15 protein-coding genes and 1 tRNA gene are annotated in these 18006 nt (G+C 73.5%); 12 read left to right on the forward strand and 4 right to left on the reverse strand.

From position 1 onward, the window contains the following. Positions 1 to 10 precede the first annotated feature (10 nt). Positions 11 to 1210 carry a hypothetical protein gene (locus tag ACFW48_RS21985; protein ID WP_386317011.1) on the reverse strand — a complete coding sequence of 400 codons (1200 nt, stop codon included), beginning with the start codon at positions 1208 to 1210 and terminating at the stop codon, positions 11 to 13. An 84-nt stretch (positions 1211 to 1294) separates the two neighbouring features. On the opposite strand from ACFW48_RS21985, the gene ACFW48_RS21990 reads away from it, so the two are divergent. The 11 genes from ACFW48_RS21990 to ACFW48_RS22040 all read left to right on the forward strand — a co-directional run bounded on the left by ACFW48_RS21990 (position 1295) and on the right by ACFW48_RS22040 (position 14128). Then, positions 1295 to 2272, forward strand: coding sequence for an ABC transporter substrate-binding protein (locus ACFW48_RS21990; protein ID WP_386317014.1), 978 nt, complete (start codon positions 1295 to 1297; stop codon positions 2270 to 2272). Between the two features lie 104 nt (positions 2273 to 2376). Continuing rightward, a complete protein-coding gene (locus ACFW48_RS21995; RefSeq protein WP_386317344.1) occupies positions 2377 to 3438 on the forward strand; it encodes a FecCD family ABC transporter permease in 1062 nt (353 codons plus the stop codon). Then, complete coding sequence (locus tag ACFW48_RS22000) at positions 3435 to 4442, forward strand: FecCD family ABC transporter permease (protein WP_386317016.1); 1008 nt, start codon at positions 3435 to 3437, stop codon at positions 4440 to 4442. The genes ACFW48_RS21995 and ACFW48_RS22000 overlap by 4 nt, the downstream gene beginning before the upstream one ends. 26 nt (positions 4443 to 4468) lie before the next feature. After that, positions 4469 to 5266 carry an ABC transporter ATP-binding protein gene (locus ACFW48_RS22005; RefSeq protein ID WP_386317018.1) on the forward strand — a complete coding sequence of 266 codons (798 nt, stop codon included), beginning with the start codon at positions 4469 to 4471 and terminating at the stop codon, positions 5264 to 5266. A 79-nt stretch (positions 5267 to 5345) separates the two neighbouring features. Next, positions 5346 to 5459, forward strand: a complete 114-nt coding sequence (gene amiA / locus ACFW48_RS22010; protein WP_240449975.1) for a streptamidine family RiPP — start codon at positions 5346 to 5348, stop codon at positions 5457 to 5459. A gap of 91 nt (positions 5460 to 5550) precedes the next feature. Continuing rightward, positions 5551 to 6408 carry a hypothetical protein gene (locus ACFW48_RS22015; RefSeq protein ID WP_386317021.1) on the forward strand — a complete coding sequence of 286 codons (858 nt, stop codon included), beginning with the start codon at positions 5551 to 5553 and terminating at the stop codon, positions 6406 to 6408. Further along, entirely contained in the window at positions 6405 to 7892 is a 1488-nt protein-coding gene (locus ACFW48_RS22020; RefSeq protein WP_386317023.1) for a CocE/NonD family hydrolase, read from the forward strand. The genes ACFW48_RS22015 and ACFW48_RS22020 overlap by 4 nt, the downstream gene beginning before the upstream one ends. Further along, a complete protein-coding gene (locus ACFW48_RS22025; protein WP_386317025.1) occupies positions 7889 to 9268 on the forward strand; it encodes a YcaO-like family protein in 1380 nt (459 codons plus the stop codon). Before ACFW48_RS22020 ends, ACFW48_RS22025 begins: the two co-directional genes overlap by 4 nt. A gap of 200 nt (positions 9269 to 9468) precedes the next feature. After that, positions 9469 to 10638, forward strand: coding sequence for a SagB/ThcOx family dehydrogenase (locus ACFW48_RS22030; RefSeq protein WP_386317027.1), 1170 nt, complete (start codon positions 9469 to 9471; stop codon positions 10636 to 10638). Beyond that, complete coding sequence (locus ACFW48_RS22035) at positions 10635 to 12374, forward strand: ABC transporter ATP-binding protein/permease (protein ID WP_386317028.1); 1740 nt, start codon at positions 10635 to 10637, stop codon at positions 12372 to 12374. The genes ACFW48_RS22030 and ACFW48_RS22035 overlap by 4 nt, the downstream gene beginning before the upstream one ends. Continuing rightward, positions 12371 to 14128: an ABC transporter ATP-binding protein gene (locus ACFW48_RS22040; protein ID WP_386317031.1), complete on the forward strand. Its 1758-nt coding sequence runs from the start codon at positions 12371 to 12373 to the stop codon at positions 14126 to 14128. Before ACFW48_RS22035 ends, ACFW48_RS22040 begins: the two co-directional genes overlap by 4 nt. Positions 14129 to 14164: 36 nt before the next feature. Here the strand turns inward: ACFW48_RS22040 and ACFW48_RS22045 are convergent. Next, positions 14165 to 14250: transfer RNA gene (locus ACFW48_RS22045), tRNA-Leu, on the reverse strand. Positions 14251 to 14337: 87 nt separating this feature from the next. After that, positions 14338 to 15555 carry an MFS transporter gene (locus tag ACFW48_RS22050; protein ID WP_386317033.1) on the reverse strand — a complete coding sequence of 406 codons (1218 nt, stop codon included), beginning with the start codon at positions 15553 to 15555 and terminating at the stop codon, positions 14338 to 14340. A 152-nt stretch (positions 15556 to 15707) separates the two neighbouring features. Here ACFW48_RS22050 and ACFW48_RS22055 point away from each other — a divergent pair, with 152 nt between their 5' ends. Beyond that, a complete protein-coding gene (locus tag ACFW48_RS22055) occupies positions 15708 to 16049 on the forward strand; it encodes an ArsR/SmtB family transcription factor (RefSeq protein ID WP_386317035.1) in 342 nt (113 codons plus the stop codon). A 66-nt stretch (positions 16050 to 16115) separates the two neighbouring features. Here the strand turns inward: ACFW48_RS22055 and asnB are convergent, their stop codons facing one another. After that, positions 16116 to 17966, reverse strand: a complete 1851-nt coding sequence (asnB, locus tag ACFW48_RS22060) for an asparagine synthase (glutamine-hydrolyzing) (RefSeq protein ID WP_386317036.1) — start codon at positions 17964 to 17966, stop codon at positions 16116 to 16118. Between the last annotated feature and the right edge of the window lie 40 nt (positions 17967 to 18006).

Here is an 18006-nt window from a genome sequence, read left to right on the forward strand (position 1 = left end):
CCGTGCCCCGTCAACGGCCCACGGGATCGCCGTCGGCGCCGTCGTTCCGGCTGATCAGCATCACGTGGCCGCCGTGATGCAGCGGAGTGCTCAGTCGTAGGCGGGTCGCCTCGTGTCCCGTCTCCGAGTCGACCAGGTGCACTTCGCCGTGACCGCCGCGGGTGACGGCCACCCAGTCGGAGCCTGGTGAGGCAGCCACCGCTCGGCGTTCCACGCCCTCCCAGGGGGTGCCGCCGCGCCGCGGCGCGCCGTCCATGGCGGGGAGCGGGACGCGGCGAAGGGTGTCGTCGGCCCCCAGAAGCACCAGTTCGTCGCCGTCGGGGTGGATGCGGGTGAAGGCGGTGTCGTGCCGGGCGAGCGCCAGCCGGAAGACCAGACCGGGACCGAGTTCGGTGAGGAGGGTGCGGCCCGTCTCCAACTCGTGGAACCATGCCTGGTTCGTCCAGTCCGGCCACCGCAACGGGTCCGGAGGGCCCCCGCGCAGCGTGGTCCACAGCGCCCGCCGACGGGTGTCGAGGCGGAGGTACCAGCCCCGCGCGGGCGACTCCCAGGGAATCACCGTCCCGGCCACGAGCGTGTCACCCTTCCTGCGCGCCGAGTGCACTCCCGTGCCCGTGGCCGCGAACACCTGCCCCGATCCCGGGTCCTGCGCGTCACCGTGCCCGTCGTCCGGCAGGGGCAGGAGCGCATGAGGCGTGACCGCGGGGCAGCCGGGCGGAGCCGCGAGGAGATCCGCGAACCGGTGGACCGCCAGCGCGCCCGGTTCCCGGTGCCGCAGTACGACGAGCGGATCGCCGCCGCCCAGTACTGTCGCGCCTGGTTCGCCCACGCGTGTGCGTACGCGAGCCGCCTCTCCGGTGGCCAGGTCGACTACCGTCAGAAGGTCCGACCACGGTTCCGCGTTCTCGCCCAGGCCGGTTGTGACGGCCAGTCGGCGACCGGACGGATCGCAGGCCAGGTGCTCGGCCGGGACGGCGACGGGGACCGCGAGTTCCACGAGCTCGGCGCCGAACGGGTCGAGGACCAGCAGTTCCCCCCGGCGGTCGTCCACACAGGCCACCCGCCCTCCCGGCAGCGCCAGGAACCCGGCGTGCTCGGAGAGATGGCGCCCGGTGAGGCGTCCTGTGACGGTGCCGTCCGGCACGGTCAGGGCGTACACGGAGCCGGCCACGTGGTCGGAGACGAGCAGTGCGGAAGCGGCAGCGTTCATGGGTCCTCCAGGAGTATTTGGTGAAAACGATTATCATGTATGTTCGGTGCGTTCGGGGTCCCTGAAGGAGAAGCGAGGGCATTGATGCTGCGCGCACCGTCCAGATTCGTCCGTAGTTGGCTCACCGCGGCTGTGGTGGGTTCCGTCCTGGTCGGCTGCGGCTCGACCCCCGACGAGCCCGCGAGCGGCAAGGCCGGGCACACCGCGAAGACCGACGTCACCGTCGAACCCATCAAGGCGGCGACCGAGTTGACCGACGTGAACGGCGTCAAGGTCTCCCTGGAGGAGCAACCGAAGCGGATCGTCTGCCTGTTCGCGCTCTGCGACGACATCCTGACCGAACTCGGCATCGTCCCGACGGCCACCAACAGCGCGCTGCTCGCCCACCCCGGTTTCCTCGGGGAGGGGAAGGCCGAGAAGGTCGACGTCGTCCCCGGCGGATTCATCGCCCCGGAGGCGGAGGCGATCCTTTCCCACAAGCCGGATCTCGTGATCGGGCTTGGGGACACCCACGGCAAGCTCGCCCCCGCGCTGAAGGGCGCCACCGAGTTCTGGGCCATGCAGCCCGAGACGTGGGAGGACAGTGTCGGTTACCTGCGCGACACCGCAGCCCTCACCGGCCGCACCGCGGAGGGGGAGAAGGCCGAACGGGCCTTCCGGACCAAGCTCGCGAAGGCCGAGAAGGCCCCGAGCGACAAGACCGCCCTCATCATCTACGGCAGCGACGAGAACTTCGGCGTCGCGACGCCGGAGGGTGATGTGACCGCCAGCCTGTTCCCCAAGATCGCCGAGTACCCGTGGAAGTCCCGCGGCGTGGAAGGCAGCTACAGCCTCGAAGAGATACTCGCCCAAGGCGTCGATGTGCTGTTCGTCGAGACGATGAGCTTCGGTGACGCGGACGGCGAGCTGTCGGAGAAGCTGGCGAAGAACCCCCTCTGGAGCAAGATCCCGGCCGTGCGGAACGGCGACGTCCACGAGGTGAACTCGGAAGTGTGGGCCAAGGGGCGCGGTACCCGTTCGATGGGCATCGTCCTCGACGAGGCCACGGCCGCGCTGCGGTGAGGGCGCCCTCCTCGGCGCCCACTGCGGCGGACGGCCCGGCGGGCAGGGCCCGGCGGCTCTCACCGACTGAACGGAGGTGGCAGCCCCTCCTGCTGATCGGGGTGCTGCTCGCCGCGTCGGCCTGCGCACTGTGCCTCGGTAACCCCTACGTCCCACCGCACCGGCTCGTCGGCGCGGTGCTGGACGGGGACACCACGCTCGCCGGGATCGTGGTGACCGAACTCCGCGTCCCACGACTGGTGCTGGCGCTCATCGCCGGAGCCTGTCTGGGTGCGGCGGGGCTCGTGCTCCAGGAGGCGCTCCGCAATCCCCTGGCCGTGCCGGAAATGCTCGGTGTCTCCTCCGGGGCGGCGCTGGGCGTGGCCGCGCCGCTGGTGCTGACCCTGTCGCTGCCCGCCGCGGTCCAGCCCGTGCTCGCCCTCGGCGGAGCGGCGCTCGGCGGCGGGCTGACGCTGCTCGCCGCCGGGCTCGGGCGCAGCCCGTCCGCGGTGCTGCTGACCGGCGCCGCGGTCGCGGCCGCGTTGCAGGCCGCGCTGCTCGTCCTGATGGTCATGGCGGACCAGCTCGACCTCCAGCTCATCTACCGCTACCTGCTGGGGTCCCTCTCCGCCCGGACCTGGGACGATGTCGCGGGGCTGTGGCCGTGGCTGCTCGTCGCGGTCCCCGCCCTCGTGCTGTGTGCGCCGGTGCTGTCGGTGATGCGGCTGGGCGACGAGGACGCCGAGGCGCTGGGCGTACGGGCCCAGCGGGCCCGGCTGGGTGCGCTGGCCATCGCCGTCGTGCTGATCGCGCCCGTCACGGCCGTGTGCGGGCCCGTCGCGTGGGTGGGGTTCCTCGCCCCGCACCTGGCCCGGTGGTTCAACCCCGCCTCGGGAGCGGTGCGTTGGCTGCCGTGGTCCGCCGCGTGGGGTGCGGCCGTCGTGACGGTCGCCGATCTCCCCGCCCGGCTGGCGCTGGCACCCGTGGAGACCCCGGCCGGCGCCTGGACGGCCCTGCTGGGGGTCCCGGCCGGGGTCGCCCTGATGCGATCAGACCGCCGCCGGGGCCGGACCGGTGGGCGAAGGCAGGCCGATTCGACGCGCGGGCCGGTGCCGCACGGCGCGCCCGGGGCCCGCGGCGGCTCCCCACTCCCCGTAGCGAAGACCGGAACGGAGAACGCACGGTGAGCCGGCGTTTCGCGGCCCTCGCGGCGCTGGCCGTCGTGTGCGCGGGGGTGGAACTGGTGGCCGGACGCGGCATGTCGCCGGGTGCGGTCTGGGACGTGCTGGGTGGCGGCGGGGACGCGACGGAACGGCACATCCTCCTGCAGCTACGGCTGCCCCGACTGCTGGTGGCCCTGGGCGCGGGCGCGTCCCTCGCCGTGGCCGGGCTGATCCTGCAGTCCGCGCTGCGCAACCCCCTCGCCGGGCCCGAAGTGACAGGGGTGACCCCGGGGGCGGTCCTCGGGGCCGTCACCGCCACGGCTCTGGGACTCGCCGGGTGGGACTCGCCGCTGGCCGTGGTGCTCGCCGCGTGCGCGGGCGGATGCGTCGGAGCGCTGCTGCTCTGGCTGCTCGCGGGCCGCCAGAGCGGCGACCCCGCCCAGACCGCCGTGCATGGAGTCCTGGTGTCGGCGGTGCTCGGCGGACTCACCGCCATGGTGCTGCTCGTGGAGCCGGGCGAACTGGGCAGCGTCGTGCAGTGGCTGGTGGGCACCACGGAGGGCCGGGTGTGGGAACACTGGCACCTGCTGTGGCCATGGGCCCTGGCCTGGGGGGCCGCGGCCTGGCTGCTTGCCGGGCCGTTGACCCTGCTGCGCTGCGGTGACGACATCGCCCTGGCCGCCGGACTCGCCGCCCGGCGTGCCCGCACCCTCGCCCTGTTGTGCGCGGTGGCGTTGACGGCGGGTGCGGTGGCCGCCGTCGGAGCGCTGGGCTTCGTGGGACTGCTCGTCCCGCATCTCGCCGTGGCCGTCTTCGGCGCGGACCTGCGGACGAGTCTTCCCGGCTCCGCCCTGATGGGAGCGGTCGTCGTGTGCGGGGCGGACGCCGCGGCGCAGCTGTTCTCGCGGCTGCTGGCCCAGGCGCTGGACGCCGGACGGCTCACGCTTCCGGTCGGGGCGCTCACCGCCTGCCTGGGCGCCGCCCTGCTGCTGGTCGTCGTGCGCCGCGCGCCCGGCCGTACGTTCTGAGAGTCGACGGAGGACTGAGCACCACCATGAGCGAGTCCATGGGAATACACGTCGAGGGGGCCCACTTCGGCTACCCCGGACGTCCCGTGCTGCGGGGCGTCGACCTGGCCGTCCGGCCGGGTGAGCTGACAGCACTCATCGGCCTCAACGGCTGCGGGAAGTCGACCCTGCTGCGGCTGGCCGCCGGGCTGCTGCGGCCGGACCGGGGGCGTGTGCTGCTCGGCGGGGACGACCTCGCCGGGCTCTCCCGGCGGGCCACGGCCGCGAGAGTCGCGCTGCTGCACCAGTCGGCGCCCGCCGTACCGGGGATGACGGTCCGCCACCTGGTGCGACAGGGGCGGTACGCGGCACGGGGTCCGCTGGGCATGCTGCGCGAGGGTGACGATCCCGTCGTGCACCGGGCGCTGCGCGACGTCGGTGTGGAGGAATGGGCCGACCGTGACGTCGACGCGCTGTCCGGGGGTGAGCGGCAGCGGGTGCGGCTGGCGATGGCGCTCGCCCAGGACACCCGCGTCCTGCTGCTCGACGAGCCGACCACCTATCTGGACCTGCACCACCAGCTCGACGTGCTGCGGACGGTGGTCCGCCTGCGCGAGGAGCGCGGGCTCACCGTGGTCATGGTGCTGCACGACCTGGCCCACGCCGCCCGGTTCGCCGAACGCGTCGTCGCTCTGCGCGAAGGCCGCGTGGTCGCCGACGGGGCGCCGAAGGAGGTCGTCACGCCGGGGCTGCTGGCGGACGTGCTGAAGGTGGCCGGCCGGGTGGGCCGGGACCCCGAGGGCGGCTGGCCCGTGTGTTACCCAGATCACCCTCTCTCTGAATAGGAAATGAAAATCGATTCCATTAGTGTCGGTCGCGGCGCTCGACCGAACGCCGCATCTCCCTTATGAACAAGGAGAGTTCATGGACAACGAGCAGATCTTCGCTCCGATCGCCGACCCGGGTCAGCTGGCCCACGCCTCGGCCACCCACTCCAACGCGCTCGTCGAGAACCCCTTCGAGGACACCGAGGAGTAAGCGAGGGCCTCACCACCCTCGACCGTGGGCCCGCCCGTTGCCTTACGGGCGGGCCCACGCCCATCCCAGCCCCTGTCGTCAGGAGATCGTCGTGTCCCGCAGCCGGCTCGTACCCGGAGTCGAAGTCGTCGCCGTGCCCGGGCGGGGTCTCGCCGTCCGCACCAGCGAAGGAGAGTTCCTCAGCGTCCGGACACGGCAAGCGGACGAGAGCGCGTTGCTTTCCCTGCTCTCCGGCGCCGACGCCGCCCCGCTGGACGAGGAACTGCACCGTGTGGTCCGGGCATTCGAGGAGGCCGGCTACCTGGCGGCGGACGAGCCGCAGCCTCCGCGGTGGCCCGCCGACCGCCGGAACATCCGGCTGCTGGGCGACCCGGCACTGACCCGACCGCTGGCCGCGCACCTGTCCGCCCTGGGCGCCGAACCCCGAACGACACACACCGTGACCGCCCCCGACGCGTCGCCGCTGGAGATCGAGGACCTGCTCGAAGGAGACCCCGCCGCTGTCGCGTGGTGCCTGGACGGTCCGGTACCCGACGGGCTGTGGGAGGCCGCCGACCGGCTGCCCGAGCACGGGGTCGCCTGGCTGCGCTGCCACCGGGAGGGCTGGCAGGCGTACGTCGAGCCCCTCGCCGCCGCCTCCGGAGACGTCACCGCCGCCCACGTACGGGGCCGTCGGCTCGCCGCCACCCCCGCCCACCGCGAACTGTCCGCCTACTGGAGCGGGCCTCGTACGTCGAGCGCACCGGTGCGGCTCACCGTTCCCGCCGCCGCGCTGCTCGCGGCTCTGCTGGCCGACGATCTCGGCCGGTGGGCCACCGACACCCCTGACACGGCCGGATTGCCGGCACGGCGCCGACTCCGACACGTGGACCTGCGCACGCTGACCGTCACCGAGCACCCCGTCCTGCCGGTGCCCGCCGTCGCATCGATGCCGAGGAAGGACGGATGACGTCCTTCCGTGCGGCTGTCGGAGGTCTCGCCACGGACGTGCGCCTCCCCGACGGCGCCGGCCCCTTTCCCGCCGTCCTCATCCGTACCCCGTACGACCGTGCCCGGCACCTGGCCGAGGCGCGCGGCTGGGCCCGTCGCGGGTTCGCCGCCGTCGTCCAGGACGTCCGGGGCCGGTTCGCTTCGCCGGGGGAGTGGCGTCCGTACGAGAACGAGGCCGCCGACGGGGCGGTGACGGCCCGATGGGTCCGGCGACAGCCGTGGAGCGACGGCCGGTTCGTCGCCGTCGGCGCCTCCTACGCCGCCCACTGCGCCCTCGTCCTCGCCCTCGAAGCACCCGGGGAGGCGGAGGTCCGGCCGGACGCCGTCATCGCCGCCGTGCCCGCGCTGGGCGCGGCCGAGACCGCGCGCGAACCCTCCGGCGTGGAACGGCTGCTGGCCCGCGCCGGGTGGTGGGCCGCCCACGGCGACCGGCCGGACTCGGACGAGGGCGCGCTGGAGAAGGCCCTCGCCGCGGATCCCGGCCTGCTCACCCATCTGCCCCTCACCGGCCTCCCCGACCGGCTGGGACGAAGCCTGCCCTCCTGGGCGGGACTGTGGCGGCGACGCGAGCGCGGCCGACTCGTGTCCCGGGCCGCGCACGCCGATGTGCCCCTGCTCGCGGTCGGGGGCCACCACGATCACTTCACCGAGGACACCGTCGCCCTGTGGCGCACCTGGGGCGGGCCCTCGGCGCGCCTGCTGCTCGGTCCTTGGGGCCACGGTCTCGTCTCCGCGCCCGGGCCCGGCGCCGGCCCCGCCCACCGGGTGGTCCTCGGCGAGCTGTACGCGCGTTGGGCACACCGCGCCCTGACCGGGAGCCTCGCTGCCGGCCGCCACGGCGCACTGGCGCTGAGCGGCGGCGACCTGTGGCTGCCCGCGGGCACCGAAGGCGAACCGCGCACGCAGCCGTTGCGACTGCTGCGCGGCTCCGTCTTCACCGCCGACCCCGACCGCCCCGTCCGCTCCGACGACTTCACCGTGCCCACCGGGGGAGTCCCCGACCGTTGCCTGCTGGCCACCCCGCCGCTCCCGCGTCCGCTCGACGCCGTCGGGCCCGTGCGGGTACGGCTACGGGCCACCGCCGACACCCCGTCCGCCGACTGGGCCGTCCGCCTTGTCGCCCTCACACCGGAAGGGATCGCCGAGCGGCTCGCCGTCGGCGTCCTGCGCAGCGAGGCGCCGGCAGCCCCGCACGCCGAGTTCACCGTCGAACTCGGTCGGCTCACGCGCCGGCTGCGGGCCGGCACGCGGCTGAGGGTCGAGATCGCCGGACACCATTTCCCGGCCCACGCCCGCAACCCCCACACCGGAGACGACCCGGTCACGGCCGAGCGGCTCCTCGCCTCCCGGCGGGAGGTCGACCCGACGAGCGTGACGCTGACCCTGAACGTCCTCCCCTCCCGCCCCACCTCCACCGATCCCGCCAAGGAGATCCTGCGATGACGGCGCTGCCGCTGGAAGCACTCGTCGACCCCGTCTGCGGCATCGTCCGCGCGGTCAAGCCCGTCGAACACCCCGCGGGCGCCCCGCCCCGCTACACCGCGTTCACCGCCGAGATGTCCGACGCCCGCAGACTCGGCCTGTGGCCCGCCGACCGGGTCTCCCTCGGCACCACCTTCGGCGACCCCGAGCAAGCCCGGGTCGCCGCGATAGCCGAAGGGATGGAGCGGTACTGCGGCAACCGCGTGCCCCCGCCCGGCCACCCCGACGCCCCCCTGCGCGCGACAGCCGCCGAACTCGCCGAGAAGGGCCTGAGTCTTTACGGCCCCGACGACCTGCCCGCCTACGCGCCGTGGCAGTACAGCCGGGAGAAGTTCCCCTACCGCCCGCTCACCGCCGACACCCCGTCGCTGTGGACGCGCGGCACCGAGCGCCTGCCCGACGGACGTACGACGGAGGTCTGGGCACCCGCCGCCCTCACCCACCTCAACTGGCGCCAGGGCGACCTGCGCGAGCTGCCCCGCACCCACCACCTCAACTACGCCGGCATAGCCACCGGGCAGGGTTTCGACGACGCCGTCGAACGCGGCCTGCTGGAGGTCGTCGAACGCGACGCCCTGGAACTGTGGTGGCACCTCGACGGACCCACCCGCGGCATCGACCCGGCCAGCGTGCCCGGTCTCATGGACGACCTCGCCGGATCCGGGCTCGACGTCCACCTCGTCGAGATGCCCTCGGAGTTCGCCCCGTGCGTGGCCGCGCTGGTCCACGACCCGGCTCTCGGCCTGTACGCGGCCGGTTTCGCCTGCAAGTACGATCCGGCCGAGGCAGCCCGCAAGGCGGTACTCGAAGCGGTCCACACCTGGGTCTTCACCCAGGGCCTGACCGCCTCCGACGGCTGGGTCTTCCAAGCCGTCGAGGCCGGACTGCTCGCCCGCGGCCTCTACCTGGAGCACCGCGCCGACGGCCGGTATCTCGACGCGTGCGGCCAGTGGTTCGAGCAGGTACGGGACCTGGGCGCGCACGTGCAGGTCTGGCTGGACGAACGGATGGCGGCCGAGGCCAGGCGGTTCTCCGAACCCGCCCACGGCACCGTCTCCGTCGACGCGGTCGAGCCCGGCAGCCGCGAGCGCCTGGAGAACGCGCTGCGCGCGGGCGGCCACCGGGTCATGACGTTCGATCTGACCACCGAGGACGTCGCTGAAACGTCCCTGCGGGTGGCCCGGGTCCTCGTCTCCGGGCTCCTTCCCAACGCCCCCGCCGCCTTCGGCTACTTCGGCTGCCCGCGGCTCGCCCAGGCCGCCGTGCGACGGGGCTGGCGTACGACCGCGCCGGGCGCGCCCGAGGACTTCACGCTGGCGCCTCCGCCGCACATGTGAGGACCGCCGTGGAACATCTCGACCACGACCGACCGACGGACGGAAACCACTGCCCCGAGGACCGCCCGGAGGACTCCGAACGCCTCGGTGACGGTGGTTCGGCTGACGTGAGGCGCCTCGGTGACGGTGGTTCGGCGGACCTTGCGCGCCTCGATGACGGCTGCCCGGGGGACACGGACCACCTGGGGGAGGGGCGCTCGGTGGACACGGACCACCTTGTGGAGGGCCGTCCGGTGGACCTCGCCGCCGCTCTTGGGCGCGCCCGCTCCGCGCGGCGCCCCGCCCCCGACACACCCGCGGGGCCGGCGGTCCCGGCCTGGCCGGGACCGCCGCGGCCGATCCCGGAAGCCGACCCGGCCGAGCTCGATCTGCAGGCCCTGCTGCGCTTGTCCCTGGCCGCGTCGGACGGCTCGGGACGGCTGCGCCCGACCCCTTCCGCCGGTGCGCTGCACCCGGTGGACACCGAACTCGTCGTCGGCGCCGGCTGCTCCCTGCCGCCCGGCCGCTACGGCTACGACCCGCTGCGTCACCGTGTCCACCGCCTCGGCGGACAACCCGACGGCACGCTGCCGGGCGTGACCGTCGAACTCTCCGTCACCGCACGGCGTACGGTCTCCCACTACGGTCACCGCGCCTGGCCGCTGCTGCTCCTCGACACCGGACACGCCGCCGCCGCGCTCTTCCTCGCGGTCCGTGCGCTGGGCGCGGGGGAGCCCGGACTCCATATGGACGGGAGCTCCGAGCGGCCCCTCGCCGCCGTACACGTGCCCCCGCCCGGCCCGGTGCACCGGGCCGACGGATCGGTGCACCGGCTCGACGGCCTCCTGTACTCCCAGCCGTCGGCGAGCGCGCCCACACCTGATGAGCTGCTGGCCCGCCGCAGCACTCCGCCGCCGCTGCCGGGCGCCCCGGCCCCGGACGCGCTGCGGGCCGTTCTCATCACCAGCACCCGTGCGGGCGGCGGTGAGCTGCGGTGGTGCGCCGCCGTCGGCCCCCCACGACCCGGCCTGATGGAACTGGCTCCCGACGGCTCGACACTGCGCCGGTGTGCCGCCGGCGAGGCCCGCCCGACGCTCGCGGCCTGGGCGGCGGGCCAGGCATGGATCGCGGACGCGGGTGCCGTCCTGCTCGCCCGCGGCTGCCCCGCGGACGCCGACACACCTCATATCCGCCGTACCCACCTGCGGGCCGGATTCGCCGTCCATCTCGCCCACGTCACGGCCCGCCGCCACGGTCTGACCGCCCGGCCCGTGGGGTCCTGGCAGCAGGCGGACCTCGGTGCCGCACTGGGCGCCACACCCGGCCGGGACTGGATCGTCCACGGACTGGCCCTCGGCACCCTCCACGCCGAAGAGGAGAACACCTCGTGATCGTCCACCCCGAGCTGCGCCGCGCCGTCCGACGCGCACGGCGCCTCCTGCTCGCCGCCACCCTGCTGCAAGTCGCCGTCACCCTCACCCACCTGGCGCAGGCCGCTCTGCTGGCCCTCGCGCTCGCCGACCTGGCCCGCGGCCACACTGGACGACTCCCATGGCTGCTCATCGGGGTGCTCGCCGTCGTGGCAGGCCGCGCCGGACTCGGCACGTGGCAGCGGCGGACGGCCACTCGCGCCGGAGCCGAGGTCAGGGTCACACTGCGGGACGAACTCCTGTCCCACCTGGGGAGGCTGGGTCCCGCACACCTGACGACCGCACGCGCCGGAGCCGTCCGCACCACCCTCGTCGACGGCGTGGAGGGCGTCGACGCCTACGTCTCCCGCTACCTGCCCCAGCTCCTGATCACCTTGATCGTGCCGCCCTTGGTCCTCGCCGTCCTGGCCGTGGTGGAACCGACGGCTCTGCTCGGTCTCGTCCCCGCCCTGCTGCTCGCCCTGGGCGGCCCCCGTGCCTGGGACCGCCTCCTCGCCGCCCGCGGCAAGGAGCACTGGGACACGTACGAAGGCTTGGGCGCCGACTACCTGGAAGCCTTGCAGGGCATGCCCGCTCTGCGTGCCGCGGGCGCGGTCGGCCGCACCCGCGAACGCCTGGAGAAGCGCTCGGCGGCGCTGCACCGGGCGACCGTCGCCAAGCTCCGCGTCTCCCTGGTCGACACCGGCATCACCGACCTCGCCATTCAGGGTGGCACAGCCGCCGCCGCGCTCCTCGCCTGCTGGTCGGCCGTCAGCGGGTCCACCTCGGCGACCGGCACCTACCTGGTGCTGCTCCTCGCCTCCGAATGCTTCCGGCCGGTCCGCGACCTCGCTCGTGAGTGGCACGCCGGATACCTCGGTGTGTCGGCCGCGGACGGGATCGCGACGCTGCGCACCGCCGAGCCCGCGGTCCGTGACACCGGGACGACACCCTCGGACTGGCCGGCACCCCCTGAACTCCGTTTTGACAACGTCCGGTTCGCCTATGACGGCGCGTCGGCCCCCGCCCTCCGCGGTGTCTCCTTCACCGCGCCGGCGGGACGCACCACCGCGATCGTCGGCCCGTCGGGCGCCGGCAAGTCCACCCTGCTCGCCCTGCTCCTGCGCCACCACGACCCGGACGAAGGTCGGATCACCCTCGACGGGCGCCGCACCACCGAGTACTCCCTCGACGCGCTGCGGCAGGGCGTCGCTGTGGTGTCGCAGGACACGTACCTCTTCCACGCCACGATCGCCGACAACCTGCGCATGGCCCGGCCGGACGCCACGGACGAGGACCTGACCGCGGCGGCGCGCAACGCAGGGGTGCACGACGAGATCGCCGCGTTCCCCGACGGCTACGCCACGGTGCTCGGGGAACGCGGCGCCACCCTGTCCGGCGGGCAGCGACAGCGGCTCGCGCTCGCCCGAGCCCTGTTGGCGGACGCCCCGGTGCTCGTCCTCGACGAGGCGACCAGCTCGGTCGACGAACGCCGCGAGGCGGACATCGTCCGCGCACTGCTGAACGCCGCCGGCGACCGCACCGTCCTGGTGATCGCCCACCGGCTCGCCGCCGTCCAGCACGCCGACCACATCGTCGTCCTCGACGCGGGACGGCTGGACGCCATCGGCGACCACGCCGGCCTGGTCGAGGCCGGCGGCGTCTACGCCCGACTCGTCGAGGCCGGACGTACCCACCGAGGAGAACTCGCCGCATGAACCCCGCCATCGACTCCGCCACGACCGAAGCGGGCGTGCCCGAACGAGGTTCGTTGCGCGCCCTGCTCCCCGCCCTCGCCGAGCACCGAGCCATGACGGTCCGCACCTGCGCCGCCGCACTCCTCGAACAAGGCTCCCTCGTCGCGCTGGTCACGCTGGCCGCCCACACCGTGGGCGCAGCCGTCGTCGACACGAAGGCCCCTTCGCCAGGCACCGTCACCGCACTCGCCGCCCTGGTCCTCCTACGAGCGCTGACGACCTGGCGCGAGATGGACCTCTCGCACGACCTGGCGTACCGGGTACTCGCCGCGCTGCGCGTACGCGTCTTCGACGGGCTCGCCCGAAGAGCGCCCGCCCGAGTCGCGGGCCGACGCAGTGGGGACCTCGCCGCCACCGCCATGGCCGACGTGGAGGCACTGGAGTTCTTCTACGCCCACACCACCGCCCAACTCCTGGCGGCGGGGACGGTCTTCACCGGCGGTGCGGCGGTCCTCGCCGCGGTGGAACCGTGGCTGCTCGCGGCAGTGCTGCCGGTCGCGGCCCTGCTCGCCGCGGCTCCCTTCGCCGACGCGCGCGGACGCGCGGTACGCGGTGCCCGCACCCGGGTGGCCAACGCCACGCTGTCGGCCGACACGGTGGAGATCGTCGACGGACTGCGTGAGCTGCTGGCCTTCGGCACCCTTGCCGGACGCCGACGCCGGCTGGCGGAGCGCGGACGACGGCTGGGGGACGCCCAGCGCGCCGAGGCGACGTGGGAGGCCCTCGCCGCCGCGGTCCGCGATCTCCTCATCGTGGGGGCGGTCCTCGGCGTGGTGGCAACGGCGGCGCAGTCCATGGCCGCAGGGCGGCTGCACGGCGCGTGGGCGCCGGCGGCGATGGCGCTGGCCCTGGCCGTTCTCGGGCCCGTCGCGGAGTCGGCCCGGTCCCTGAGCCAGGCCGTGTCCCTGCGTGCCGCCGCATCCCGCGTCGGTGCGGCCGTCAAGGCTCCCGCGCTCGCCCCGCCGCCTGCCGCGCCCCGCCCGCTTCCTCCCGGCCCGCTGGGCGTCCGGCTGCGCCAGGTGAGGTTCGACTACGGCGGCAGTCCCGTCCTCGACGGCGTCGAGCTGACCGTCCGCGCGGGGCAGACGCTCGCCCTGGTCGGCGCCTCGGGCGCCGGCAAGTCGACCTGCGCCCACCTCCTGGCCCGCTTCTGGGACCCGTCCGAGGGCGAGATCCAGCTGGTACCCGCCGACGGCGACCCCATCGACCTGCGCGAGGTGGGCGACGCCGAGCTCCGGAGCGCCGTCGCGCTGGTGGGGCAGGAGACGCCCCTCTTCCACGGCACCCTCGCCGAGAACCTGCGGCTCGCCGCCCCCGAGGCCGACGACGACCGCCTGGCCGAGACGGCCCGCCTGTGCGGCGTCGACCGGATCGCCCCGCTGCCCACTCCGGTCGGCGAGCGCGGCGCCACCCTCTCCGGAGGCCAGAGGGCCCGTATCGCCCTCGCCCGCGCCCTCCTCGCGCGGCCGAGAGTCCTGATACTGGACGAGTCCACCGCCCACCTGGACAACGCGAGCGACGCCCAACTCGCCACCGCGCTCCACCAGGAAGGCCGCACGACCGTCGTCATCGCCCACCGCCGCGCCACCATCCGCCGGGCCGACCGCATCGCTGTCCTCGAAGCCGGACGCATCACCGAAGAGGGCACCTGGGAGGAGCTGACCGGCCGCCCCGACAGCGCACTCAACCGAAGCCTGTCCGACATCGCCCCATGAGGGCATGGAGCCTTTTCGGCCTTGAGATGTCCGCGGTGCCCGGGGCGGGGTTCGAACCCGCATGGCCCTGAAGGCCAGAGACTTTTAAGGTCCCCGTGTCTGACCGATTCCACCACCCGGGCCGGAGAGGGGCGCTCCCGGTCGGCCACCGGGGGAGAACGCCTTCCTCGGTGGCCGGTGCCTCCCTGTGCGGAGGAGGGGCGGTGCGCTCAGTCCGTCGTGGATGTTGCGGACGTCGCCGCGGATGCGGTGCTCGGTGCGGTGGAGGCCGCGGGCTTCTTCGCCGCGGCGCGTACCGCGGTGAGCTGGAGCAGCAGCGCGGCCGCCGCGAAGCCCGCCGCCCAGAGCGGGAGTACGGAGCCGCTCCAGCCGAAGGCGAAGGCCGCGCCGCCGAGGCCGGAGCCGATCGCGCTGCCGAGGTAGAGGGCGGACTCGTTCAGGGCGACGGCGACCGGGCCGCCGCGCTCCCCGCGCGCTGCGAGGAGGTCGTTCTGCTGGGGGACCTGGAGTGCCCAGCCGACCGCGCCCCAGACCGCGATGGGGATCAGCGCGAGCAGCGGGGTGATGGAGGCGGTGATCCGGAAGGCGAGCAGCGAGAGGGTGAGGATCGCCAGGATGCCGACGACCAGGGTGGCGGGCCGGCGGACCTTGTCGACGAGGGATCCGACGAGGACGCTGCCGAGTACGCCGCCGATGCCCCAGGCCCAGAGGTACGGGGTGATGTTGTCGACGCTGCCCATCGCGCCGGTGGCCATGACCGGGACGAAGTACGTGTAGAGGCCGAGGCTGGCGACGGCCGCGAGCAGGGAGACCCCGACGACCGAGGCGACGCGGGGGTCGGTGACCACCTGGGCGCGCTGGCGCAGGCTCACCGTCTCGGTGGCGGGGAGCTGCGGGAGTCGCAGCAGCAGTCCGACGAGGGAGACGACACCGATGCCGGTGACCAGCCACAGGGTGGCGCGCCAACTGGTGTGCTGGGCGATGTAGACGCCGGCGGGCACGCCGATGACGGTGCCCGAGCTCATGCCGCCCATGATCACGGCGAGGGCGCGGCCCCGGCGCTCGCGCTCGACGAGCGAGGCGGCGGCCGCCGCGGCGAGTGCGAGGTAGAGGCCCGCGCCGACGCCCGCGAAGGCGCGGGTGATCAGCAGCACGGGGAGCGAAGTGGCGAGCGCCGAGCCCGCGTTGGCCAGGGAGAAGACGGCCAGGGAGGCCAGCAGTCCGGTGCGTACGCGAGAGGCGGAGAGCAGCGTGGCGAAGATCGGGGAGGCGATGGCGTACGCCAGGGTGAAGGCGGTGACCATCTGGCCCGTGGAAGAGACGGTGGCGTCGAAGTCTGCCGCGATAGAGGGCAGCAGACCCGCGGTGACGTAGGCGTCGAGTCCGAGCGCGAAGGCGCCCAGGCCGAGCAGGTAGACGAGTTTCACTGATACCCCATTGTTCGAAACTTCTGGTACATCGGAACATCGGTACATTGACGGGGGCGGGTGCGGCAGGGCAAACGGGAACGATGGATTCCGGCCACCTGCGACAAGGACGGAGCAGGAGGTGGGGTGAGCGGTTGTGCGATTCTTGAGGAGTGCGCCACTACTTCCACCCGGAGATCGAAGACGTCTGCCTGCCCGACGTTCTGTTCGCGCTGAGCGACGCCACCCGTCTGGGCATCGCCGTCGCGCTCGCGGACGGCGCCGAGCGCACCGCGGGCGAACTCGGCGGCTCCCTGGCCAAGTCGACGATGACCCACCACCTCAAGGTGCTGCGTGAGGCGGGCGCGCTGCGGGTGCGGTCCGAGGGCACCCGCTGCTACAACTCGCTGCGCCTGGAGGAGCTGGAGACACGCTTTCCCGGCCTGCTGGACCAGCTTCTCGGCTTCGCCGTGAAGTTCGGCTACACCTCGGCCGACGCCCGCCCCCGCGACTGACGGGGGCTCGCGCGGGGGCGGGCGCCGGGGCTGTGGGTGCCGTGCGGCGGCAGGTGGAGCCGCAGGTCAGAGGGCCAGTTCGATGTCGTAGGCGGAGAGCCAGGAGTTGAGTCCCAGCGCCATCTCCAGACCCGAACGGTCGTACTGCGCGCTCATGTCCCCGACCGGACGGTCCAGCAGGGCCTTGGTCGCGGCGGTGTCGAGCAGCGGGAGCACCGGGGACGAAGAGTCGGCGAGCACCTCGTGGAGGGACGCGCGCAGGCCGAGCTCGTACGCCGGGTCCTGGGTGGTCGGGTAGGGGCTCTTCACCCGCTGCACGATCGACTCGGGCAGGAGGTCCTTGGTGGCGGCGCGCAGCAGGCTCTTCTCGCGTCCGTCGAACGACTTCATCTCCCAGGGGGTGTTGAAGACGTACTCGACGAGCCGGTGGTCGCAGAACGGGACGCGCACCTCCAGACCGACCGCCATGCTCATGCGGTCCTTGCGGTCCAGAAGGGTCTGCACGAAGCGGGTGAGGTTCACGTAGCTCATCTGCCGCATACGGCGGTTGACGGCGTCCTCGCCGGCCAGCTCGGGGGTCTCCGAGATCGCCTGGGCGTAGCTGTCCTTGAGGAAGCCCGGCATGTCCAGTTTCTGGATGAGACCGGGGTCGAAGAGCGACTTGCCGTCGAAGTACTTCCCCGTCGCGGAGGTGAGCCAGGGGAAGGTGTCCGCGCCGACCGCCTCGTTGTCGAAGAACCACCGGTAGCCCCCGAACACCTCGTCGGCGGACTCGCCGGAGAGCGCGACGGTGGAGCGTTCCCGGACCGACTGGAAGAGGCGGTACAGGGAGGGCCACATGTCGCCCCAGTACGCCGGCGGCAGGTCCAGCGCCTGGAGGACCTTGGCCCGCAGCGCGGGGTCCGCCAGCTCGCTGCTGTTCATGATGATCTCGCTGTGGTCGGCGCCCACGTGCTTGACCAGGTCGTGCACGAACGGGGTGTCGGAGGAGCCGCGCACCGGGTCGACGACGAACTCGGCGCCGTGCTCCTCGAAGTCGACCGAGAAGGAGCGGACGGGGCCCTCGCCCCGGCCCGCGAGGGTGCGCGAGGCCAGCGCGGTGATCACGGAGGAGTCCAGGCCGCCCGAGAGCAGCGAGCACAGCGGCACGTCCGAGACGGTCTGACGCTCGACGATGTCCTCGAGCAGGCCCCGGACCGTGTCCACCGTCGTGGCCAGGTCGTCGGTGTGCTCGCGGGCCTCCAGCGCCCAGTACGTGCGCTTCGTCAGGCCCGAGCGGTCGACCCGCACCAACTGACCGGGACGCACCTCGTACATGCCGCTGAAGATCCCCTGCTCGGGGGTCTTCACCATCTCCAGGATCTCGCGCAGACCGTCCTGGCCGACCCGGCGGGGCACCGAGGGGTGGGCCAGGAGGGCCTTGGGCTCCGAACCGAACACCACGCCGTCGGCGGTGGGGAAGTAGTAGAGCGGCTTGACGCCCATGCGGTCGCGCACCAGCAGCAGCGTCTGCGTGCGCAGGTCCCACAGGGCGAAGGCGAACATGCCGTTGAGCCGGTCGACGATGCCCTCGCCCCATTCGAGGTAGCCCCGCACGACCACCTCGGTGTCGCTGCGGGTACGGAACGCGTGGCCCCGGGAGATCAGGTCCGCGCGCAGCTCCTTGAAGTTGTAGACCTCGCCGCTGTACGTGAGGCAGGCCAGCTCGCGGCCGTCGCTGTCGGCGACCATGGGCTGCCTGCCGCCGTCCAGGTCGATGATGGAAAGCCGGCGGTGTCCGAGGGCGGCGTGTTGGTCCGTCCACATGCCTCCGGCGTCGGGGCCGCGGCAGGCCATGGTCTGGGTGACGGCCTCCAGGGTGCCCTGGTCCAGGCGCACGTCCTGGGCGTAGCTGACCCAGCCTGCTATTCCGCACATGGTGTCTCCCTGTGTCTCTCTGTGTGGGGTTCTCTGCGTG

Origin of the sequence: Streptomyces sp. NPDC058812, from assembly GCF_042744565.1 — a bacterium.
Lineage (GTDB): Bacteria > Actinomycetota > Actinomycetes > Streptomycetales > Streptomycetaceae > Streptomyces > Streptomyces thinghirensis.